Source organism: Bacillus sp. DB-2 (assembly GCF_003315125.1).
Taxonomy (GTDB): domain Bacteria; phylum Bacillota; class Bacilli; order Bacillales; family Bacillaceae_G; genus Bacillus_A; species Bacillus_A mycoides.
The window spans coordinates 14191-37751 of sequence record NZ_QNRN01000013.1 but is presented as its reverse complement, the minus strand read 5'-3'; the positions used below and the strand labels follow the sequence as shown (position 1 = coordinate 37751).

At 34.8% G+C, this 23561-nt stretch carries 17 protein-coding genes and 4 other annotated features; of the genes, 3 read left to right on the top strand and 14 right to left on the bottom strand.

What is annotated here, in order from left to right; all coding sequences use genetic code 11:
* Positions 1-35: 35 nt before the first annotated feature.
* The gene (locus DET63_RS21135) at positions 36-1376 is read right to left on the bottom strand and encodes a sodium-dependent transporter (RefSeq protein WP_113937764.1); all 1341 of its coding nucleotides are present in this window, start codon (positions 1374-1376) and stop codon (positions 36-38) included.
* Positions 1377-1492: 116 nt separating this feature from the next.
* Positions 1493-1741, bottom strand: a binding site (T-box leader).
* Positions 1742-1909: 168 nt separating this feature from the next.
* Complete coding sequence (gene aspS, locus DET63_RS21130; RefSeq protein ID WP_113937763.1) at positions 1910-3208, bottom strand: aspartate--tRNA(Asn) ligase; 1299 nt, start codon at positions 3206-3208, stop codon at positions 1910-1912.
* Between the two features lie 105 nt (positions 3209-3313).
* Positions 3314-3525 (bottom strand) — a binding site (T-box leader).
* Positions 3526-3774: 249 nt separating this feature from the next.
* Here aspS and DET63_RS21120 point away from each other — a divergent pair.
* The gene (locus DET63_RS21120; RefSeq protein WP_113937762.1) at positions 3775-4254 is read left to right on the top strand and encodes a hypothetical protein; all 480 of its coding nucleotides are present in this window, start codon (positions 3775-3777) and stop codon (positions 4252-4254) included.
* Between the two features lie 105 nt (positions 4255-4359).
* Here DET63_RS21120 and DET63_RS21115 read toward each other — a convergent pair whose 3' ends face one another.
* Positions 4360-5871, bottom strand: a complete 1512-nt coding sequence (locus DET63_RS21115; RefSeq protein WP_113937761.1) for a M36 family metallopeptidase — start codon at positions 5869-5871, stop codon at positions 4360-4362.
* A 328-nt stretch (positions 5872-6199) separates the two neighbouring features.
* On the opposite strand from DET63_RS21115, the gene DET63_RS21110 reads away from it, so the two are divergent.
* Entirely contained in the window at positions 6200-6784 is a 585-nt protein-coding gene (locus DET63_RS21110) for a TetR/AcrR family transcriptional regulator (protein ID WP_002136053.1), read from the top strand.
* Between the two features lies 1 nt (position 6785).
* Positions 6786-7871 (top strand): DUF418 domain-containing protein, encoded by a 1086-nt coding sequence (locus DET63_RS21105; RefSeq protein ID WP_113937760.1) that lies wholly within the window; start codon positions 6786-6788, stop codon positions 7869-7871.
* Positions 7872-7923: 52 nt separating this feature from the next.
* Here the strand turns inward: DET63_RS21105 and ileS are convergent, their stop codons facing one another.
* The 11 genes from ileS to DET63_RS21050 form a co-directional block, all read right to left on the bottom strand.
* The gene (gene ileS, locus DET63_RS21100; RefSeq protein ID WP_113937759.1) at positions 7924-11025 is read right to left on the bottom strand and encodes an isoleucine--tRNA ligase; all 3102 of its coding nucleotides are present in this window, start codon (positions 11023-11025) and stop codon (positions 7924-7926) included.
* Between the two features lie 55 nt (positions 11026-11080).
* Positions 11081-11319: a binding site (T-box leader), on the bottom strand.
* Between the two features lie 98 nt (positions 11320-11417).
* On the bottom strand, positions 11418-15620 hold the full coding sequence (locus DET63_RS21095; protein ID WP_113937758.1) for a bacteriocin-processing peptidase family protein: 4203 nt from the start codon (positions 15618-15620) through the stop codon (positions 11418-11420).
* Between the two features lie 369 nt (positions 15621-15989).
* Entirely contained in the window at positions 15990-16784 is a 795-nt protein-coding gene (locus DET63_RS21090; protein WP_113937757.1) for an endonuclease/exonuclease/phosphatase family protein, read from the bottom strand.
* A complete protein-coding gene (locus DET63_RS21085) occupies positions 16778-17662 on the bottom strand; it encodes a class I SAM-dependent methyltransferase (protein ID WP_113937844.1) in 885 nt (294 codons plus the stop codon). Before DET63_RS21085 ends, DET63_RS21090 begins: the two co-directional genes overlap by 7 nt.
* Positions 17663-17777: 115 nt before the next feature.
* Complete coding sequence (locus DET63_RS30775) at positions 17778-17990, bottom strand: hypothetical protein (protein ID WP_113937756.1); 213 nt, start codon at positions 17988-17990, stop codon at positions 17778-17780.
* A 17-nt stretch (positions 17991-18007) separates the two neighbouring features.
* On the bottom strand, positions 18008-18349 hold the full coding sequence (locus DET63_RS21075; RefSeq protein WP_002141578.1) for a DUF2085 domain-containing protein: 342 nt from the start codon (positions 18347-18349) through the stop codon (positions 18008-18010).
* Between the two features lie 245 nt (positions 18350-18594).
* Positions 18595-20283: an arginine--tRNA ligase gene (argS, locus tag DET63_RS21070; protein WP_113937755.1), complete on the bottom strand. Its 1689-nt coding sequence runs from the start codon at positions 20281-20283 to the stop codon at positions 18595-18597.
* Positions 20284-20328: 45 nt separating this feature from the next.
* Positions 20329-20543, bottom strand: a binding site (T-box leader).
* Between the two features lie 40 nt (positions 20544-20583).
* On the bottom strand, positions 20584-21360 hold the full coding sequence (locus tag DET63_RS21065; RefSeq protein WP_113937754.1) for a class I SAM-dependent methyltransferase: 777 nt from the start codon (positions 21358-21360) through the stop codon (positions 20584-20586).
* A 49-nt stretch (positions 21361-21409) separates the two neighbouring features.
* On the bottom strand, positions 21410-21844 hold the full coding sequence (locus DET63_RS21060) for a BrxA/BrxB family bacilliredoxin (protein ID WP_002012568.1): 435 nt from the start codon (positions 21842-21844) through the stop codon (positions 21410-21412).
* Between the two features lie 82 nt (positions 21845-21926).
* Complete coding sequence (locus tag DET63_RS21055) at positions 21927-22310, bottom strand: thiol-disulfide oxidoreductase DCC family protein (protein ID WP_098634941.1); 384 nt, start codon at positions 22308-22310, stop codon at positions 21927-21929.
* Between the two features lie 3 nt (positions 22311-22313).
* A complete protein-coding gene (locus DET63_RS21050; RefSeq protein ID WP_002136040.1) occupies positions 22314-23441 on the bottom strand; it encodes a conserved virulence factor C family protein in 1128 nt (375 codons plus the stop codon).
* Positions 23442-23561 lie beyond the last annotated feature (120 nt).

Genomic DNA, 23561 nt, shown 5'->3' with positions numbered 1-23561 from the left:
ACCTTCTTTTTTACTGAATATTATAACATTTAAACTTAAATAATCCCTATTACATTTAAAAATACGATAACTATCGCAAGTGGTGCTACAAATCGAAGTAAAAATGCCCAGATAGTAAATACTATCTTTCCATAATTTCCACCTACAAAAAATTCAGCTTCTAACACTTTCTTTTCCATCTTGAATGATACGAAAATACTAATAAATAATGCTCCCAGCGGCATTAATATATTACTAGATAAGAAGTCTACTGCATCAAAAATATTCTTCCCAAAAATCGTAATATCACTCCATACTCCAAATGATAAGGCAGATGGTATACCTGCTAGGAAAATGCAGAACCCGATGATCCATGATAGTTTAGCTCTTCTTTCTTGTTCACCATTTGCTAATGCTGAAACAACCGTCTCTAGTAGAGAAAATGCCGAGGTTAATGTGGCAAATGTAAATAGCGCAAGAAATACAGTTAAGAACAATCCTCCGAATGGAATTTGGCTAAATACAGATGGCAATACGATAAATAGTAAGCCTGGCCCTTCTGTCGGCTCCATGCCTAACGAAAATACTGCTGGAAAAATGGCAAGACCTGCAAATAAAGAGACGAATAAATTCAATCCAACAATTGTTATTGCTGATTTTGGTAAACTTTCTTTTTTATTTAAATACGAGCTATACGTAACCATAATCGAAATCCCTATACTAATCGCAAAGAATGATTGGCCCATTGCGAATAAAATACTTTCTGAAGTAATCTTCGAGAAATCTGGTTGTAAGAAAAACTTCACGCCTTGCATCGCATTATCCAGTGTTAATGAACGAATAATAAGAGCGACAAATAAAACGAACAATGCTGGTAGCATATATTTACTTGCTTTTTCAATTCCATTTTGTACACCTTTTGATACAACCCATATCGTAATGAACATAAATGCAAAATGACCGATAATGGCCCAAGTCGGATTTCCAATTGTCTCTGTGAATAATGCACTATAATTTTGTCCCGGAGTAATAAGCTGTCCTGTTACTCCCCTGAAAAAATATATTAAAACCCAGCCACCTACAACACTATAAAATGATAGCAATATAAAACAAGTTCCAACGCCAAGACGGCCAATCCAGTGCCATCCTGTATTTGGTGCGATACTTTTAAATGCTCCAACTGCTTGTTTCTGTGTACTGCGTCCAATCATAAATTCAGCTATAAGTAGCGGTAGTCCAATTAATACAGTAAATAATATAAAGATTAAAAAGAATGCCCCTCCCCCGCTCTTTCCAGCAATATAAGGAAACTTCCATATTGCGCCAAGTCCAATTGCTGATCCTGCTGCTGCCATTATAAAACCTAATTTCGAAGTCCATTGCTCCGTCTGTTTCATCCTATTTTCCTCCTGTTAAAATCATTTTATATTAATAAATAAATATTATTGATCCATCTGAATAAAACCTCCATTTCTTTTTCTATAAAATAAAAAAATGGCCCAACGTCTCTATATAAAGAGACGCTAAGCCATTTACTTAACGCGGTACCACCCTTATTGATTCCATTATGAATCCACCTTAGTAGTAATCGTTTGATTACAAACCTAATATCGAAGGTTAACCGTTAAGATTTACTAAGAATGTGATTCCGTTCCACCTTACTGCTCCTAGGCGAGTTCAGGATGTCATTTGACTATGTCGCACCAACCCATAGCTCTCTGTACAAATACATGACCTTACTACTCCTATTCAATGCATTTTAATATTTAGAATATATTTTCTTTTGAAATTAATATGAAGTATATCGGTTATATTTATAACTGTCAAGGGCTATGTTAATTTTTTGTCGAAAATGATTTTTATAAATTTTCAATGTAAAAATGAAAGAACAGTAAAAAAGCATCTTCGCGATAATCGCGAAGATGCTTTTTTATGGTATAAGACGTGTACAATCTCTCGGAAAAGCACTCGCTTCTCTAACATTTGATAATTCTAAAAGCTTATACACAACTCGTTCTAATCCAATTCCAAAGCCACCATGCGGTGGACATCCGTAGCGGAATGTATCTACATACGATTGAAATTTCTCTGGATGTAATCCTTTTTCTTTAAAAGATGCGAGTAACGTTTCATGATTGTGAATACGCTGTGCACCTGACGTTATTTCTAATCCTTTATATAATAGGTCAAATGAATCCGTTACGGCTTCATTCTCCTTATTCGGTATTGTATACATCGGTCGCGATTCTTTCGGATAATGTGTAATAAAGACAAATTCACTTTTATATGTTTCCTTCACATATTTCCCTAGTAACTTTTCACCTTCTGTATCTAAATCCCCTTCAGGAGATTCTTTCCGATACTTCATTTTCAAAATTTCTTGCGCTTCTGCCAATGTGATTTTAGGAATTTCTGTAATGACAGGTACTGTTATTTGTAATAGTTGTAGTTCTTTTTCACATTTTCCTCCTACTTGTTGAAACATGTATCGTAAAATATCTGTTTCTAATTGCATTACTTCATGAAAATCATGAATAAATCCAAGTTCTACATCTAACGATATATATTCATTTAAATGTCTTGAAGAGTTATGATGTTCAGCCCGGTACACAGGAGCAATTTCAAAAACACGTTCGAGTCCTCCCGCTACCATCATTTGTTTATAAAACTGTGGTGATTGAGCTAAATACGCTTCTTTTTGGAAATATGGAAGCTTAAAAACATTCGCTCCTCCTTCTGCCCCTTGCGAGACAATTTTCGGAGTAAATATACGTGTGAAATCGTTCTCTATTAGGAATTCACTAAAGCTCTGAACGAGTATAGATTTCACTTTAAATATCGCCGCGATTCGCTCATGCCTTAACGATAATACTCGCTCATTCAATAATTGATCTAGGCCAACTTGTAACTTTTTTTTATTTATTTCAAATGGGAGTGATTCTGCTCCATTTAGTACTTCCACTTCATGTGCAAGTACTTCAACACCTAATTCTGTTTTCGGTGTCTCTACTATTTCTCCAATTATTTGGACCACACTTTCAACATCAACTTTGTATCCGGCTAACTCGTTTTCTAATACACATTGAATAACTCCCGTTCGGTCCCTTAATAATAAAAAACTAACATTCCCTAGATGACGAATCTTTTTTACCCATCCTTGTAGTAATACAACCTTCCCGCCATGTTCCGTACATTCTCGTGTGAGTGAACGCTTCATTATTTGATCCATTATATTTCCCTCCATTAATTTTATTTTTATTTACGTTATTGTTGTCATCGTCATCATCCACGGTCACTCACCTCCTTTCAAAGAATACAAAAATCCGCCCCTATAAATAGGGACGGATTTTTCCGCGGTACCACCCAAATTGTCATAATGACCATCTTAGCCCTGATAACGGTAGGTACCGTTTGCTTTTACTAATTATCACGTTCAAAGCAACACTCACAGGTGTCTTTCCATCATGCGGTATCGCAATCTTCCCAGCAACCGATTGCTCTCTGTAGACCCTTGCATCATGTACTTTTCCTAATCATCACTTTTTATATTTACAGAGTATTCTATCTCTTTATTTTATAAAACGCAAGCCCTTTTAGAAAAATATTGCATTTCACTAAACAGACCCCTTCTAAAGATATGTAACATGAACATTGAACTCTATACAATTATCATTTGACAGTTTAGAAATATTTTATCCTTATCAAATTCTTTCAATTGAACTTTTTTCCATTTTATTACATAAAACACGAGTTTCCCACGCATATTATTATTAAAGTTTTATCGGAGGTGTACATATGAAAAAAACAATTAGTTTCTTTCTCCTACTATTATGCTTAGTTGTAGTTAATGAAGCATATGCCTATTCACCAAAATCTTTACCAATCTCTCAAAATTCTGATCAATGGCAAGTAAATATTGATGAAGTAAAAAGAACGAGTGAAAAATTGTTACAACCCAAAAAAGGTGTATTTCAAACATATCATTTCTCTGTAAAAAATCTTGGAAAAAGTGAAGTGTATAATGTACAAGTTGAAGTTTTTCGGAATGAACCAAATACGAAAACAAAATATGAACTCTTTTCCCTAAAAGAAAGTCGTCTAGCGGGCGGAAAAACTGGATTTGAACACGCTAATTTTCCAGTTTCTACAAAATCGGATAAGGTTGACGTGATCATTACGTGGCAAGAACATCCTTTCCGCTCTATGAGAAACGGTCAAAAAGTTGAATCTAGAAAATTTAAAGAGCATTTTGTTTTTAAAGAAGCAGTAAAGTGAACTTATCGGTATATGTACATTATTACCGCTACCAATAAATTTTCTAGTACCAGTTCTTAAGCAAATTAAAAACGTCGTGGCTTATAAATACCACGACGTTTTTAATTAATTCGTACTAATTCCTCTCGCTGCCCAAATACGATCGATTTCAGCAGCATGTTGCCCGCCGTATAAAAGAGCATCTGCTTGCTTAATCGCTTTCGCTCCATCACGGAATTTCGCATTTGGCGTTAATGACCAATGTGATTGTAAAATAATTTTTGTTGCTACATCACGTCCAAAAGATTGCGCCATTTCGTATTGACCTTGAGCCCAAATTTCCCCATCATTATGCACTTCATTCGTTATATCTTTCGGGTATACTTTATTCGTATCTAATCGGCGTAAGCACGTCGGATCTGAACTAGAATAAGCAGTCGCATCCCATTCTCCAATACATGCTTTCCCGTATCCTGTTGTCGATACTGCATCTTCATAAGTAGCACCTAAGAAGTCTCCAAATCCTTCTCCCATCGCTCCACCTTCTGGTGAACTTCCGAATCCTGGCACTTGATTATCTTGAATAGAATGACCATATTCATGCGCAATAATGCCAGCATCTTCTGCATCATCTACTCCGCCAGTACCGAAAGTTAAAGCTTTCGTTGATGGAGAATAGAATGAATTATCGTCAGTTGTACCATTTACATTCACTTTAATCGAACGTTTATTAATATTTTGAAAACCTAATCCTTGAATGTAACGCTGTAATGTATCAATATGATAATATGACATAACATCTTCAAAACTATCATTTGCACGTGTATAGTTAAATTGTAAGTTTGTAGATTTCGTCTTCGCTTTTGAAGAAATCGTAACATACTCACCAATTAAAAATCCTGTACCATCTAAACCTTTTAACGTAACAGTTTTCAATTGATTCGTTAATGCTGTTGAATCTGCATCATTATTATCTTTTAACCCTGCTAAACTTCCACTAGATACGACAGGGTTAGGTAAAAATACTTTTCCTGTTCCTTCTGCTTTTCGGTTTATATCAACTTTTTTAATTAACTTTCCATTTTCCGCATCAATGAATGTTTCCCATGCACCGAATGGATTATTAGAATGGACTACCACTTTATATACAGGAATAGCGACTCCCTCTTCAACAATATATCCGAATTCTTTTTCTGTAGGAGCCCATAAGTTTTGCTCACTTTCTCCTCCAACATACGCCATCGATTTTTGTTCTGCATCTTTTTCACTAATTTTTTTCGTAACTTCCTTCACACCTGTAACAGGCTGATAATCTGAAATCGCAAGTAATCCTTTTCCCTCTCCGTTAAGAGTAACTGTAATTTGTTTTGAAAATACAGGCGCACCATTGACCACTTGTTGGAATCTAACATATGAAGCTACTGACGTTTCTGTTGTAGAAATATATTGCAAGTCTGAAAGGTCTGCCTTCAATCCATATTCCGTAGCATGTCCCTTTAAATATTCAATTGCTTTTTTCTGTGGTGAATAAGCTTCTAACTTTACTTGCTGTTGTTTTTCCAGTGCTGAAACAGTAGAAATTGTCCCCATTACTAATGGCACAGTCATTGCCATTGCCACCATTTTTTTGTTTAACATAGAACCACTCCCCCTAATAAATTGAAAACTTTACCCCATTCCTATAAGGCTATTACTGTCCACAAGTAACGAAATAAAGTGAATCTACGAGTAATTCTATACAAACAATTCTATTACCTTTACATTTTGGGTAAGTGAAATTTTCTCAATATTTATGTGTGAAACGAGAAAAATACTGTAGAAATATATTTCTTTTGTAAATTTCTTTACCTTATGCTTTTTAAAGTAATGTGTAAAAAAATAAGTTATTTTTTACCTAACGATAGGTTGAAAATAATATTAATGAATGATACGATTTATGTAACCTTTCTTATTAGGAGGACTTATCATGAGCAAAAGTGAAGAAACACTCTCTTCCATAGTCGAAGCAAGTTATCGACTATTTGCCGGACACGGCATTGCCAAAACGACCTATACAATGATTGCTGAAGAAGTTGGTATTGCCAAGCCATCTATTTATTATTACTTTAAATCTAAAGATGCATTAATTGAAAGTATTTTTAATGAATTATGTGCAGCGATGCAGTTCTCCTCATTCTTTCATACAGAAGAATTTACGAAAGAGAATTTCATTGAGAAATGTGTTGAAATTGGCTTTAAAATGATAGACGAACAACAGAAAGATCCTTATTTTAATCGTGTATTACAAGAATATGTATTACTATCTTCAAGAAACGATATGTACAAAGATCGATTACTAACTGTACAAACAGAATATTTAAACGGATTTGAATCACTCCTAACAAAAGCAAATGAACTTCAACTCATTCAAAATAAAAATCTAGTTTCAAAAGCTCATATGTTAGCATTAGTTCTTGATAATATTGGGAATTTTATGATGTTACATTTAGATATGGATTATAAACAAATATGGATTGAAGCTGTAAATAGCATTTTTGAAAGCAGGGATTGAAGTGAATACAAAAAAGCGCATTATCGGCTTAGATTTTGCTAGAGCGTGGGCAATGTTTGGAATGTTACTAGTTAATTTCATGGTGATAACAGGGGCGGAAGGAAATGGACCTCCTCTGTTAAAAATCTTTATGACACTTTTTGAAGGTAGAGCTTCTGCCTTGTTTGTTATACTTGCTGGGATTGGCATAACTTTAATGACTAAATCATCTGTTGCTAGCCAAGAGAAAATAAAAATCAATACCAGCCGAATATTGATTTGGAAACGATCACTATTCTTATTTATTTTAGGATTATTATTGTATGTAATGGAATGGACGGGTGATATTTTACACTACTACGGCGTTTACCTTTTCATCGCTGCATTACTAATTACTGTACGAAGAACTATACTAATATGGCTTTCTATCATTATTTTACTTACTGCACAATATCTCCAACTTACTTTCAACGCCTTCGAAGGATGGGGAGGCACAATCCCATTTATAAACTATATAGACTTTTGGACCTTAACAGGTTTTCTTCGCAACTTATTTTTTAATGGCTATCACCCTATTTTCCCATGGTTTTCTTTCTTCTTAATCGGTATGATAATTGGCAGGTTAGATCTTCATAATAGGAAAATTAGACATTGGTTGTTCTTACTGGGTTTAACAGTAACCGTAATTGTAGAGCTATTATCAAAAGGGTTAACACACCTTTGTATCCCATACATTGGTGAAGCAGCCTCTACATTTTTGTTTAACACAGGACCCATTTTACCCAATATATTATACGTCGCATCCGCTACAGGATCTGCTATTGCTATATTAATAATTTGCCTCTACATTGCTGAAAAATATGAAAATAATTGGTTTGTTACTTCCATTATACAAACAGGACAATTAACATTAACGCATTATGTAAGTCATGTATTTATCGGTATTGGCGCATTGATTGTATTAAATCGTATGGAACATCAAACACTACTTTTCGTTTTATTATTTGCTACTGCATTTTTCATTTTCAGTATTTTATTTAGCGTATTATGGCGAAGGAACTTTTCTAGAGGACCTATCGAATGGATTATGCGGAAAATAACTGATTAATTTATCTTCATACAAAAAAGGAAGTTGGAATGATTCCAACTTCCTTTTTTCTTTAATTAGCCGCGTTTAATTTAATTCGGATCTTTGTCTCACCTAAAGAAAGTTCATCGTCCTCATTCGTTAAGTGACCAAATGTAAATTGCTTGACGAGTAAGTTTTCTTCTAATAAATCTTTATGATTCGTTAACGTTTGCTGTAGTTCTTCTTCTGTATCAAGAATTACATCCACTCGTAAATTAACTGGTAAATTCAACTGCTTACGATATTCTTGAACTGCACGAATAAATTCACGTGCTACTCCTTCTTGTAACAATTCTCCCGTTACATTCGTATCTAACATTACCGTATATTGACCGTTAGTCGTATTTGAAAATCCTGATTTCGCAACTTTCTCTACTAATACATCTTCAGCTGTTACAACTACTTCTTCTCCTGGTGCTACTTCGTAAACTGCTCTTTCTGTAGATACAAAGTGTTGTACTTCTTCTTTTGATAATTGTTTTAACCAACCATTTACTGCATTCACACTTTTACCAAACTTCGGCCCAGCTGTTTTAAAATTCAGCTTTAATTGATAGGACGTGTATTTCGTTTCATCGAGTTCAACATGGAACGCTTTTACATTTAGCTCATCCATGATGATATCACGATAAGATTCCCAATCCATATCATTTTCATTATGCGCTAGTAATACAAGTTCTGCTAACGGCTGTTTTACTTTTAATGAATGTTGATTACGATTACTTCTTCCAAGTTCAACAACTTGTAAAACAGCATCCATTTCTGCTTCTAACTCAGGCTGGATAAGTGATTCGTTTACAACCGGATAATCTGCTAAATGAACGCTTCTTCCTTCTAAATTCAGATGAATATCCTCAGCTACAAACGGTGTAAATGGTGCGATTAATTTACTAATTGTTACAAGCACTTCATGAAGCGTTTCATACGCAGCTGCTTTTTCAGGATTCATACCAGATTCCCAGAAACGATTACGTGATCGTCTTACGTACCAGTTACTGACTTCATCTACAAGCGCCGCGATTTCACGAGCTGCATTCGTAAATTGATAATCATCAAGTGCTGTTCTCACTTTTTTCGTTGTGCTATGCAATCTTGATAATACCCATTCATCTAATTTCGTACGTTTAACTTCATACTTTTCTTTCGGATTATACTCATCTAAATTTGCATATAAAACGTAGAAGCTATATACATTGACTAACGTATCTACAAATTTAGATTTTGCTTCCAGTACTGTTCTTTCAGAAAAACGCTTCGCATTCCACGGAGCACTGTCAACAAGTAGGGCCCATCTTAAAGCATCTGCACCAAACTGATTTACTAAATCAACTGGATCTAGTGCATTTCCTTTACTTTTAGACATTTTCTGTCCTTCCTCGTCTAGAACATGCCCTAGTGATAACACTCGTTTATAAGGTACTTTTCCTGTATATAGCGCTGATACTGCTAATAAACTATAAAACCAGCCGCGTGTTTGATCAATTCCCTCTGCAATTACATCTGCTGGAAACTGTTCTTCAAACAACTCTTTATTTTCAAATGGATAATGATATTGCGCAAACGGCATGGAACCACTATCAAACCAAACATCGATTACTTCTGGCGTACGATTCATTGTACTTCCGCATTTTTCACAGCACACTTTTACTTCATCTACATACGGCTTATGCAATTCTAAATCTTCAGGCGTTTCTTTCGTACTATGCTTTCTTAATTCGGCAATGCTTTTCGGTGAGAATTGATGATCGCAGCTTTCACATTCCCATACGTTTAACGGTGTTCCCCAATATCTATTCCGGCTAATATTCCAGTCCACCATGTTTTCTAAAAACTTACCAAACCGTCCATGCTTCATATGGTCTGGATACCACGTAACAGAATCATTATTTCGTAAAAATGTTTCTTTAATCTCAGTTGTTCGGATTAACCAGCTTTCTCCTGCATAATAAAGTAATGGTGAATCACAGCGCCAGCAATGCGGATAGCTATGTTCATATTTTTCTTTATGATATAGCAAACCTTCTTTAGCTAAATAACGAACGATATCAACGTCACATTCTTTTACAAACTTACCTTTAAGAAATGGTACTGCATCCGTATACTCACCTTTCTCATCTACAACATGTAAGAACGACAATCCTTCACTTTGAACGACTCTATAATCGTCCTCCCCATATGCTGGAGCGATATGAACGAGTCCTGTACCACTATCTGCAGTTACAAAATCTGCTGCAATTACGTGGTACCCATTTGTAACTTCCTTCATCGGAAACGGTGCTGTATAAGATGTGTTTACTAATTCTTCGCCTTTATGAACGGATAATACTTCATAGTTTTCTTTTAGTACTTCTTGTACACGCTCTTTCGCAACGATGTATACATACCCTTCTTGTTTCACTTTAACGTATTCCATATTTGGATGTACAGCAAGTGCAACATTCGCTGGAAGTGTCCACGGCGTTGTCGTCCATCCAAGGAAATATTCATTTTCACTATTTTTCACTTTAAACTTAACTGTCGCGCTTAAATCTTTCACTGTTTTATATCCTTGTGCAACTTCATGTGAACTAAGAGATGTTTGACAGCTTGGGCAGTACGGTGAAACTCTATGCCCTTTATATAACAAGCCTTTTTCATGAATCGTCCCTAAAATATTCCATACACTTTCGATATATGGATTCTCTAGAGTAACATACGGATCATCCATATCTACCCAATATCCAATACTCTCCGTAAATTCACGCCACTGCTTCTCATATGTGAATACACTCTCTTTACACTTTTGAATAAATGGTTCAATGCCGTACTCTTCGATTTCATGTTTACCTGAAATACCAAGTTGCTTTTCAACACCTAATTCTACAGGTAATCCATGTGTATCCCATCCGGCTTTTCTTAACACTTTATATCCAGCCATCGTTTTATATCTCGCTACTAAATCTTTAATCGCCCGCCCAAGTGCATGGCCGACGTGTGGTAATCCGTTCGCTGTCGGTGGCCCTTCATAAAACACAAAAGATTGTGCACCTTCTCGATTCTGAATTGATTGCTCGAAAATACTTTGTTCATTCCACTGCTTACGAATACGTTTTTCTCTCTCTACAGCTGACTCTTTTACATCTACTTTTTTCATGTACAATCACTCCTTTGAATGTTTTAAAAAGCACACAAAAAACCCGTCCCTATGAAGTAGGGACGGGTTTACCCGCGTTACCACCCTAATTCTATTAGCTTTTCACTAATAGCACTTAGCAACGTACTAACATACGCGTTCTTTGTAACGGTAGACATCCGTCCGAGCTTACTTTATTCAGCCACGGCTCCTCGGAGATGATTTTCAAATAACGTCTGCACACCGGCTTTCAGCAATACACCGGCTCTCTGGAGAACAGCTCACTATTTTACTCTTTCTCGTCTTCAGATTTGTATACTTTATTAAAAGTTATTTTATGCCATTAAACAATTAATTGTCAACTAATTCGAAATATATTTTTATTTATACCCTTTTTCTCTATTCTTATACAATTACTTTTCAAATTCTCGCAATCCTGCTAAATCTTCATCTTCCTCTGCAAGTTCAGCGAAAAATCCTGTTTCATCTTCACGAAGCACAATTTCAAGTTCATCTCTTGCCTCTTCATTTCTGTTTAATAATGTTAAATAACAAGCATGATCGTATCTTGCTAGCAAGTCAGTAGCATCAATTGCTAATATTTCACTTGTTATTTTTTCTGCCTTTGTCGTTTGCCCAGCTCTATGATACGAAGATGCTAAAGCAAGAAGAATTGCTGTTTCATTTGGATGATGTACAGAAGCGTCTTCTAATAACTGAATCGAGTCCTCAATTCTCTCTTGACTTTGATATATTTCTGCTAAAGAAAGGAATCCTCTACTTACAAATGGTGTTTTCTCAATTAATTGCAAGTAAATTTTTTCGGCTTTTCTTTCTTCGCCTAGCTTACATAATACATTCGCTTGTAGAAGAAGTGTATCATAATCATCCGGTAGCTCGCGAACCATTTGTTTCGTTAATTCAAAAGCATCTCGTAACATATCTTCTTCTTCACACTCAATGAAAAGATTTACAAGTTGCTTCGCTACATCATAATCCCACTTATTTTCTAACGATGTTTGTAAAACCTCTATAGCTTCTTTATTCATCGCCGCATTCTCATAAAATATTGCGAAACGCTGCGCTGCCATACTATTTTTCGGATTTAAATTTAAGGAGATTTCAAATAAATCGATAATAACTGTAATCATTGAAATTTCCTTCGCACGATTTTTCATGCGATAAAATGCTCTTGTAAATATAGATTTTTTCGGTTGCTCATTTTGCTGTCTTTCTACTAATCTTTCGGCAACCGCAGTAGCTGCATACATAAACGCTGTACTTCTTTCTGCTTTTTTCACCTTTAACGTATGAAGTACGTCTCGTATTTGGGATAATTTTTTATGTTGCTCCATTGCTTTTACGTACACACCAAAAATACGTTCACTTTCCAAATCTTTATGCATTACTTTCAGCGCAACTTCGATTGCTTCTACACTCTGCTTTTTAACTAGCAATTTCGCATAATGATATAGTACTTCCACATGCGCTTCATCTATTTTCATTGCGCATTCGATATATTCTTTTTCTTTATTTACCTCATTCATCGCACCATATACATATGCAATTGCATCTAAACGCCATATTTCTGGTACCTCTTCTGCTAATTGTTCTAGTTCAACTAGCAATTCTTCATGAAGATTCAAATCTACTGAAAGCTGTGCCAAATATTCCATATTAATATGCAAAGGCTCTTCTTTCATTGCCTGGACCATATGACTTTGTTCTTTAGAACTATTTTCTTCTTTTTCATATATTTCTGCTAGTTGCACATGTACACCTGTGAAATTCTTATCCATTTCTAAACATGTTTCATACGCATGCTTCGCTTCTTGAAATTGCCCTAACGCCATGAATGTTTCACCGATTCGAAAATACGGCAATGAATCCTGTTTTTTCTTAAGTGCATCATTATACCGTTTTATCGCCTGATCATACTGTCCAATAGATTCATATAAAATACCAGCGTAACAACCGTATTCAATTACTTCCGTTTTCTCTTTTTCTAACGTTCTTAAAAACGCTATGCCTCGTTGCACAAAAGCTGTGTCTTTTATTCGATTTACATACTCATCCAACACGCTCGCTATATTAGCGTATACGCTTCGTATACCGTTCTCTAATTTAGAAAGTGCAAGTTTTAACTCTTTTTCATCCTCGCCTAATGCCATTTCAGCATCCCATAGCACCATACCAGCATTCATAAGGAAATCTTGATTGTCTTCAAATTGCTTATTAATACTGACAATATAGTTTTTTGCATCCTTATATTGTTCCTTTGCCATATAAACTTGAATTAAACCGAAATGAGAATATACATCTTCATTATTTTCTTCTAAAGAACGCTTATATATAGTTTCCGCTTCTTCAAGTTCATCATTTTGAAAATGAAAATCTCCTAAACGAACATATAAAGACGCCTGATCTTCACAATTTTGAATTCCTTGTAATAGAATTTCCTTCGTATTTTTCTCATCATCCAAATCCGATTCATAGATTTCCGAAAGCTTCGTATATAAATAGGCTGCTGTTTTATCTAATTGAATCGCCACTTTAAGTCCTTTTACCGCCAAATAGACTTTCCCTAAATACTGAGCACATCTTGCACGTTCATACCATATGTGCGCTTCATATTTATATTCTTTTAATAAATCATTAAAGAATCCATATGCTTCTTCATATCGTTCTAAATCTATTAAAATTAAACCGTGATTTACAAGTGTAAACCTTTCTGGACTACGTTCTATAGCTGTTAGAGAATACTCTAGCCCCTTTTCGGATTGATCCATATACATGTATGATAATGCTAAGAAACTCCACGCAACTGGTTGATCTGCATCCAATTGTAATGATGAACGAAAACTAGCAATCGATTCTGCATAATTATCTTGCTCAAAAGAGAAACGTCCATTTATAAAATGATACAACGCTTGATTGCTTTTCTTCTCCACACTTTGAAGCATCTGTCCTGCTTTTTCCATATCCTGCAGACGAATAAAACACTGTGCACTATGCAATTTCACAAAGTCAGAGCTCGGAAACTTTTTCATTAATTTTTCTATACAAAACTGAATAAAATCTTTATCTACTTCAGCATCTAAATGTTTAATCGTATATAACCAAGTGTTTGGATTTTCACTTGTTTCTTTTAAAAATAGTACTAACTTTTCAATCCCCTCTTTATCTTGCTCACCTAAATGATCTGTAAGAGAAAAGATTGTTTTATAATAAGTGTGTTCTTCCACATTTAAAAATGAAAGTTGTTCTATTCTATCTTTCGGTATAAACGTAATAGCTAAACAATCTGTATAACGATATTTTTCTTGCAACTTATCATATTCCACAAGAATCGGTTCCAAGAAATTCGGATCTTGAATATAAAAAGCTTGCAGTACATCGTCATAACCAGAAAGCACTTGTACATGGGAAGCGTGCTCAATATCTATACTTAATAAAACGGGAATACCTTGATTGAGTAATCTCTTATAATTTTCCTCATTCCCTTGAAAATAACGATATTCGTAACCTTGCTCTTCTATATATGTAACTGTATCTGAAAACTTAGAACCTGTTACATCAAAAATATGTTGTGCAATTTCATCTTGCGTACGTTTTTCTCCCCATACCCCTAACATCATTTCCAAACTTGTCGGAACGCAATAGTTATCCTTTTGTACAACCGGAACTATCGGTAAACGAACCTTTTTTCCATCAGGATTTTTTTCTATATGATGATATAGAGAATTTTTCAAACTCTTTTCACTTTTCAATAGCGCTTGCAAATCGTGAATATTATTCATTTTATAAAATGCTTCTGCACGTAAATGTATAAAATAAGTTGTATATGCATGATGCGGAAGCATATGATTAATTTTATCTATTACCGCTAACATTTCTTCATAGCGCTCTAAATCTAATAAATATTTTACTTTTTCAAAATAGAAATATGGTACTTGAGGAAACTTTGCAATCGCATCATTAATGAGTTGTAACGCTCGCTGCTGTTCACCTTTATATGCATATAATTGCGCCAATAAGTACGTAGCTAACTCCTCACAATCTTTATGCTGCTGACCGGATAAAAGTTGTTCCTCTGCCTTCTCCCACTCACCAGTCTGTATATATAAGTAACCCCATTTATCAAAAACTGCACGTGTACTATACTTTTCCGCCTTTTGCATATAGGCATAGGCCTCTTCATTTCGCTTCATATCTAACAAACATCTAACTAACGTAAAATATGCTTTCGTTAAAACATCCGCATCAGTTTCCTCTTCATTTACCTTTTCCAAAGAATCTTTTAACAATTGTTCAGCATCAAGGATTTTACGTTCATCAATTAATTCATCACAATATAAAGAGAGCGTTCTCATATTTGGGAACTTTTTATATGTATAACGAATTAAAAAGGAGCTATATTGATGCATCAAACCTTCATCAGCGAGACGAATTAATGTATCAAACTCCTTAGCTGACGAGACGTTAGAAAGCCATTTCTTCACGTATGATAACTTATTCGTTTCTTTTATATGCGCAATTTCATTATTTATCTCATGTAATCCATCTACGAATCTCTTTTCTTTCAAACAAATCTCTAATTGCTTAAAATCTAGCATGCATTCACCTCAAATTATTATTTATACTGCCATTTGCAAGCAGTATTCTAACCTACTTGCTTAGATTTTACACATCATATAGTATGCATTCAACTAAAACCTCATATAATGAATGATATTATTTAATATTATTCAAGTTTATAACTAAATATCTTAAAAACGATACTTTTTCTCGTTATTTTGTTTAATTTGATGAAATAACATGTATTATTCAAAGATGAGTTTTATCTTCTTTTTTGAGGCTTCATTCAGTGGATGAAATTATATTAACGATTTCCTGAATATATCAATCGTAACTTACAATAGATCAACGATTTGATAAGATATATCGATTTACCGAAAAAAATGACAATCATCCTATCTTTTATTTCACTTATCAAATTTTAAATCCATAAAAACACCGTAATGATCACTTGGAAATACGTGTAATGAAGTTAATGCTAAATCTCCAAATACAGATACATTTTCTATATTTAGAGATTCAAACGAATCCTTCTCTTGTATCAAAATCCAATCATATCGTTCTTCTTGCTTTTCATCCCCTATTAAATTTGTATTCTTTCCATAATCTAAAGTTGGCTGAGCAAGAATGTTATCTTGATTTTCTTTAAGCTGAGCCACGTCTATCCATTGATTACTTATTAAGTATTGATGCACCCCTGAATGTGGTTCATCATTAAAATCACCACATAATAATTCGTAGCCACTAACTCTGTTTTTAATCCAATTATTCACCGTATCCAATTGCTCTTGTCTTACCTTACTAGATTTCCAATTTAAATGAACATTCGTTATCCCGATCTTATACTCTTTATATTTTAACATGATTCGAATGGCACAATAATTCGATTCCTCTATATCTGTTTCCCAAATAGCTTCTTCAGCTAAGATAGGAACTTTACTTAAAAAAGCTAGCCCTTCATCTGGAGAATCTGGATACTCTTTAAATACACAAACCGGATATCCAGTTTGATCTGCTATATACTGCGCAACATTTTTCTTGGGTCCATAAGTAACACAACTTCTAACTTCCTGTAGAGCAAGAATATGCGGGGAAATATTGCGAACCTCCTCACAAATGGCTTCTAATCTCTCAAACCAAAAACTCTCGTGATTCCATATATTGAAAGTAGCAATTCGAATTACATCACTACAATTTAACATTTTATTTCACCAAATGTAATTTTCATATTCGGAGCATATACTAAAAATGCATGTATATGAAACACTTCAAAAAATCGTAGTTCTGCTTCATATTGAGCAAGCGCTTCAGCAAATGTTAATCCCCGACTCATTAAACGTTCTATAAATTGCTGTTTATCACCCGGATTGCCTGCAATCCCCTCTTCTTTTAGAGAATTATATAATCCTTGCTTATCATTTTGATTTAAATTAGAGTCTAAAAAATTCACTTTATCACTTACTCTACATTCAATATTTTTAACACCTAATTCACTTAAATACATAGGTATTTTCATACCGATATTTCCATCTTTACCGTTTCTCTGTGTGTCCCTTTCAAATAATTTCTGCAAAATACCTATCTGGATAATTTCCGATTGATTCTCTCCATCTAATACGTATGAAGACATATTTGACATCCAATGTGGTTCAAAACAGATTATTTTACCACCTGGTTTAATTGAATGTATCATCTTCTCTAGCATCGTTTTTGGGGAACTCATATGTAATAAGAAAGCATGACTGACAGCTATATCATATTTATTTTCCAATTCAATTTCTGTAGCATCTCCTTCAATAAATTCTGATTCATGTGGAAGCGAATGAAACAACTCTCTCGCTTCAGCTATTAATGCTTCCCCGCTATCAATGCCTGTATACTTTGATCCCTTTGGAAGCAATGGCAACAAAACTAAGCCTAAATAACCATACCCACAACCGTAATCAACAATATGTACCGGTTCAGAAATCTTCCAAACTGTATTTACTAAAAAACTTAAATAATCGTCATTGTAATATAAATCTCTCGTATTTCTTAAATACGCTAGCTTATTATTCCAATCATACTCTTTCAGGTCCAGCACCTCCTTTTATATACAAAACTAAAGTTCTCCATTTAATAGTCACATTCCTACACTTCTAATAAAAAAAGCTAGTATACCTTAAATGATACACTAACTTTTCCACTCACATAATTTAACAATTACAATCAGTATAATCGGTACAAGCTAATGTACTGCAATCACAGTTTCTATGTTCGTCATTTCTTTTTAGGTGAAAATAGAGTAACACAATAAATATTGTACAAATAACAAAAGAAATTATTGCTTCTATATTTCTTTCATAAATGAGAAAACTAATCCCGCTTCCTCCTGAAATAAGAATTAAAACTAAGTAGATCCAAAACATGTAAAGTTCTCCTTCCGTTAATATATGCTTTTAGATGTTATCCATATAATGCTAGAGGCAATAAATAGCCCCATACCATTACCGCTTAATAAACCAGTCGTTACTCTTAGTAAATTTGTGCTGCTTCTCCATTTCCATTTTTGGGTGAATCCATCAATAAGTAACGGAATTTGAGCGGAAAATGATAGTATTATTGCAGGCAGAAACGAAGGTGTCATATAAAAATAAATTGGAAACATTAAAATACCGATAAACATGCCTGTACAACGCGCACATAAAGGTATGTATTTTTGTAGTTTAAGAAAACTTCTTTCCGGTAGTCTATGACAAGGAATATGTAAAATGAAAGCTCGAATCAATACGGACCATCCTCTCTACAAATATTTTAATTGATTTCGCAACATAATTATAGAGTTCTTACACTTCGCAGCGTATAACTCTTTATAGATAAGGGTTTATTTAAGAAAATAAAAAAAGACAAGACAGGCTAACAATCGCCTGTTTTGTCTTTTTGTTACTCTATATTACGCTTTAATTTGATTTGTAGTTTATTAGTAAAGTAATGTGAATATTTCTCTCGGCGCATAAGCACAAAATTTTTATTTTACATCTCCTCAGGTGCGCCTACCCCAAGTAAACGTAATCCCTCTTTTAATACAACCGTCACAGCGTAAGCTAATGCGAGTCTACTCTCTTTCTCTTCGTTCTCTTCTAATATACGAACATTTCCATAATATTTATTGAACGCTTGTGCTACATCTAATACGTATTTTGAAATAATAGATGGCTCATTTTTGTTGAAGGCCGCCTCAATTACTTGCGGGAATTTATTAAGTAATTTTACGACACTCCAGCTATAATCATCTTTTAATGCAAACGTACAAGTTTCAAATTCTACACTTTCTTTTCTTAAAATTGAACAAGCACGCGCATGTGTGTACTGTACATATGGTCCTGTTTCCCCTTCAAATTTCAACATATTTTCTAATGAGAATTCGATATTATGCATACGCTCATTTTTTAAATCGTGGAAGATAACTGCTCCAACACCGACTTGTTTTGCCACTTCTTCTTTTTGTTTTAAATTCGGATTTTTCTCTTCAATATTTCGTTCCGCAAGCGCAACAGCTTCTTCTAACACTTCTTCTAATAAAATAATTCTGCCCTTACGTGTCGACATTTTCTTACCATCTTTTAATATGAACCCGAACGGTACATGTTCCATACCATCGACCCAGTCATAACCAAGCTTTTTTAATACAGTGAAAAATTGATTGAAATGTAAGCTTTGTTCTGGGCCTACAACATATAACGCTTTATCAAATTCGTATGTGTTTTGACGATACAATGCCGCTGTTAAATCACGCGTTGCGTAAATAGTTGCACCATCTGATTTTCTAATTAAGCAAGGCGGCATACCTTCTTTTTCTAAATTAACGACTAATGCGCCTTCTGATTCTTCAAGTAAATCGTGCTCTTCTAAAATCCCAATAAAGTCTTCCATTTTATCGTTATAAAAAGCTTCTCCTTGAAAGTTTGTAAATTCCACACCGAGAAGTTCATAAATACGTGAAAATTCTTTTAAAGATTCGTGACGGAACCAGTTCCAAAGCTCGACTGCTTCCTCATCGCCTTCTTCTAATTTTTTAAACCAAGCGCGTCCCTCTTCTTCTAGTTCTTCGTCTTCTTTTACTTCTTCATGGAATTGAACATATAACTTAAATAACTCACGTATCGGATCCTCTTTAACTACCTCTTCATTTCCCCATTTTTTATATGCGGTAATTAATTTTCCAAACTGTGTTCCCCAATCGCCAATATAATTAATTCCTACAACTTCATACCCACATTTTCCGGCGATATGTTTCAGCGAATTACCAATCATTGTAGAACGTAAATGCCCCATTGAAAAAGGTTTCGCGATATTAGGAGAGGAATAATCGATAACTACCGTTTTTTCACATCCAAAGTGATTTTGACCGTACTCTTCTTTCTCCGCTAAAATTATTTTTAATACTTCATCACTTACTGTTTCACGATTAAAAAATACATTTACATAAGGACCAACAGCCTCTACTTTCGTAAAGAACGGATCTTTTAATTTCTCCGCCAATTCCTTCGCTACAATAGCTGGTGATTTTTTATATTGCTTCGCTAGTGAAAAGCATGGGAACGCTGCATCTCCGAATTCATCTTGTTTTGGTGTTTCGATTAAATCTAAAATTTGATTTTGTATTAATTCATTCGTAAAAATATTCGATAAACTTTTCGCAAACTGCGTTTTATAATTCATACTATAACCTCCTTATTTTTTAAAACACAAAAAACTCGTCTCTAAAAAAGAGACGAGTTTTAACCCGTGGTACCACCCTTGTTGTTCATTTCGAACCACTTTCCCGTTTATAACGAGGACAGGGGGCCTCGGCTTACTCTACTATTCGTTCAAGAAGCGTCTCCGAAGTGCGCTTCATCTTTTTCTTCTGCACTAGGCTCGCACCATCCCTAGCTCGCTTTCCTTCTGAAAAAGACTACTCTCTTCATCACAGACAGTATATTTAATTAATTATTGCTTATTATACATCTTTTCAAACAATTAGCAAGGGTCAATTACACCAAAGTGAAACTTAGCACTTTTTCTTTTGTATACGTGAAAATTATGTTTTTCAAATCTAGCACTACGGAAATGATCTTTCAGAACGACACGCTTTCTCGCCACACGCTTTGCTTCCGCAATTGTTTCGTCAGTAATATCATGATACAAAGCGAAGTGTTTTAATCCTTTAATTCCATCTGATTCTATGACAGTTTCTTCAAACATCGGATCAAGGTAAACGACATCATAACTATTCTCTTCACATTGTGTTAAAAATGCGTAATGCTCCGTTTGCTTCACATCGATTTGTTGCATTGCTTCATCAATTTCAGAAACGAATGAAGACCATGTTTGCAAGCCTTTTTTCATGATGTAAGCCATATATTCGTTTCCTTCAAGCCCTGTTACTTTTCCACTTTCACCAACAACATAACTAGCTACAATACTATCTGACGCCATACCGAGCGTACAATCTAATACTGTCATTCCGCTCTCTAATTTAGCAGCTTGTACAAACGGATCGTGCTCTCCGCGCATTAACCTTTTCACACGAAACATCGCTGAGTTTGGATGAAAGAAAAACGACTCTTCCGTACCTTTTGGATAAATGGCTAATCGATTTTTCCCTACGACAAGTACATCTTGTTCATACTGCTCATGCAGTTTATGTACTGGTATGTCATTACGTTTAATGAAAGAAAGATTTAATTCTTCCGCTACCTTGTTTGCATAATCTGTCATTTCTTTGTTCGTTCTTCCTGCTGTTGTTACTATCATTTTTTCACCTCTATATAAAGAAAAGAGGGAGATTTACTCTCCCCCTTCTTTAGCAATTCTTTTCAAAAGCTTGTTCTAAGTTTGTAATAATTTCGTCCATTGTTGCGCCTTCAATTTCATGACGGTGAATGAAGTGAACAACTTCTTTTCCTTTTAGTAATGCCATAGATGGTGAAGATGGAGGAATTTCTCCGAAGTATTCACGCATTTTCACAGTAGCATCTTTATCTTGACCTGCAAATACAGTTACAAGATGATCAGGTTGTTTTTCAGCACGTACAACCGCTTGACCTGCTGATGGGCGTGCTAAACCAGCTGCACAACCACAAACAGAGTTTACAACTACTAAAGTTGTACCTGATGCATTCTCCATAAATTCTGTTACAGCTTCTTCTGTAGTTAACTCTTCAAATCCAGAACGCACTAACTCTTGGCGCATTGGAATTACCATTTGACGCATGTATTCTTCATATGCATTTGACATCTTGTATCTCTCCTTCAACTTTCATTCCAAATTTATCATATCACGCTCTATTAATAGGTGCAAAAGAAAGATAACGATGATTTCATTTTTTTGTAGGGATTTCACAAACCCCTTCACGACAGTGTCCAACTGGGACAAGTTTTCTATTGTTGGCAATATAATCGTATACTTTACTTCCAAATCCAAGTACGATAGATAGTTTTATAAAAGGTACTGCAAACCAATAAGATGGAACGGCCTTTGCTAATACGTTAATGCTATGAATTCCGTCATACCACTTATTATTTTTTAAAATATACAATCTTTGTTCCATCTTACTTTGTAATTCTTGAGAAAGTTCATACTTCTCAACCACATCTTCATCTCGAAATGAAACAAATTTCATCTTACCCTTTTTATCTAATCTTTTCGTACGTTCTGTAACCGCCGTACACATCGGGCACCAACTATCATAGAAAACAATCATAAACTATTCCCCTTTACGAGACTCCGTCATTTGCTTCCATACTGATCCTTTTGCTTCTTCGCCGCCTTCAATACGTTCTAAAGCTAAACGTGCTTGCATCGCCACTTCAAACTCTGGATCATCTTCTGCTGCTTTTAGTGCCGGAATTGCACTTTCATCACCAAGTTCAAATAAGAACATCGCTGCACGCCAGCGTACTAATTTACTTGAATCTTTCAGAGATTTAATCATAACGAACATCGCTGCTGGATCACCTACGTCTGATAAGCAATCTCCCGCTGTACGGCGAACACTTACTGAACGATCTAATAACGCTTTATATAATAACGGCAATACTCCATCACCTTTTACCATACCTAAATAAGCTGTTGCTAGGCGGCGGATAGATACTTTCTCATCATCTAATGCCATTTTCAATACCATCATATCTTCTTCCGTTGGATCCATTTGTTCTAAAGCTGCAAAACGGTTTTTCCAGTCAGAATCTTTCATCATCTCTTCTGTTACTTTATATGGCTCACGCTTTTGAATCGTTACTTCAACAGCACCTGCTTGATCTAATAATTCTTTAACCGTTTCATTTACACGTTCTTCTGAATAAGCAGCAATAATTTCTTCTACTACTTCTTTCCCGATTTCTTCAAAATTACCGTAACGTGTACTTTGCTCTACCCACTTGCGCTCTTTCACAACGTTAGGTGCAGACATTTGCACTTTCATAATGGATTCTTTAAAACGATCAGGTAAGCCTACACGCTCTTCTGTCGTTCCATCTGTTAACTTCACTTGCATCGGAATAGTAAAGAACATTTGAACAAACACTTTCACTTCTCCAAAATGAGAAAGTTGCTGTTCTTCACTTTCTTCCACTATTTCTTCACCGAAAACGGCACGAACTTGTTGTAATAAAACTTTCCAGTCATGCTTCGCATTTCGCTCCACTGCTAAAAAGTCTGCTACATGATATACACCTTTAATGCCTTCAATTTTCAAAATTTCTTGCACTTGCATTGGTGCTTGTTCTTTATTTTCATTTGTATAATTATTACGCGCTCCTGATGGTAATACTTCATTCAAAATAACTTTCATTGTATTCGGACTTGGCGTCGGTTCAATTGCTTTAATTTTCACGTAAAAATACTCTCCTTTATTGCGTGTTCTTAGCTGTATTGTAACATGTTATCCCTCTATACTCCTACTCGGATGCTTAACTTTACTAATTCCTTTTCTACATTTCATATAAGTTTAACT

Excerpts from the sequence above, each read along its gene's own strand:
- argS (WP_113937755.1), bottom strand. The coding sequence starts at position 20,283 with ATGAATTATAAAACGCAGTTTGCGAAAAGTTTATCGAATATTTTTACG.
- ileS (WP_113937759.1), bottom strand. The coding sequence starts at position 11,025 with ATGAAAAAAGTAGATGTAAAAGAGTCAGCTGTAGAGAGAGAAAAACGT.
- DET63_RS21120 (WP_113937762.1), top strand. The coding sequence starts at position 3,775 with ATGAAAAAAACAATTAGTTTCTTTCTCCTACTATTATGCTTAGTTGTA.
- DET63_RS21115 (WP_113937761.1), bottom strand. The coding sequence starts at position 5,871 with ATGTTAAACAAAAAAATGGTGGCAATGGCAATGACTGTGCCATTAGTA.
- DET63_RS21060 (WP_002012568.1), bottom strand. The coding sequence starts at position 21,844 with ATGTCAAATGCATATGAAGAATACATGCGTCAAATGGTAATTCCAATG.
- DET63_RS21090 (WP_113937757.1), bottom strand. The coding sequence starts at position 16,784 with ATGTTAAATTGTAGTGATGTAATTCGAATTGCTACTTTCAATATATGG.
- DET63_RS21095 (WP_113937758.1), bottom strand. The coding sequence starts at position 15,620 with ATGCTAGATTTTAAGCAATTAGAGATTTGTTTGAAAGAAAAGAGATTC.
- aspS (WP_113937763.1), bottom strand. The coding sequence starts at position 3,208 with ATGGATCAAATAATGAAGCGTTCACTCACACGAGAATGTACGGAACAT.
- DET63_RS30775 (WP_113937756.1), bottom strand. The coding sequence starts at position 17,990 with ATGTTTTGGATCTACTTAGTTTTAATTCTTATTTCAGGAGGAAGCGGG.
- DET63_RS21065 (WP_113937754.1), bottom strand. The coding sequence starts at position 21,360 with ATGATAGTAACAACAGCAGGAAGAACGAACAAAGAAATGACAGATTAT.
- DET63_RS21135 (WP_113937764.1), bottom strand. The coding sequence starts at position 1,376 with ATGAAACAGACGGAGCAATGGACTTCGAAATTAGGTTTTATAATGGCA.
- DET63_RS21055 (WP_098634941.1), bottom strand. The coding sequence starts at position 22,310 with ATGATTGTTTTCTATGATAGTTGGTGCCCGATGTGTACGGCGGTTACA.
- DET63_RS21110 (WP_002136053.1), top strand. The coding sequence starts at position 6,200 with ATGAGCAAAAGTGAAGAAACACTCTCTTCCATAGTCGAAGCAAGTTAT.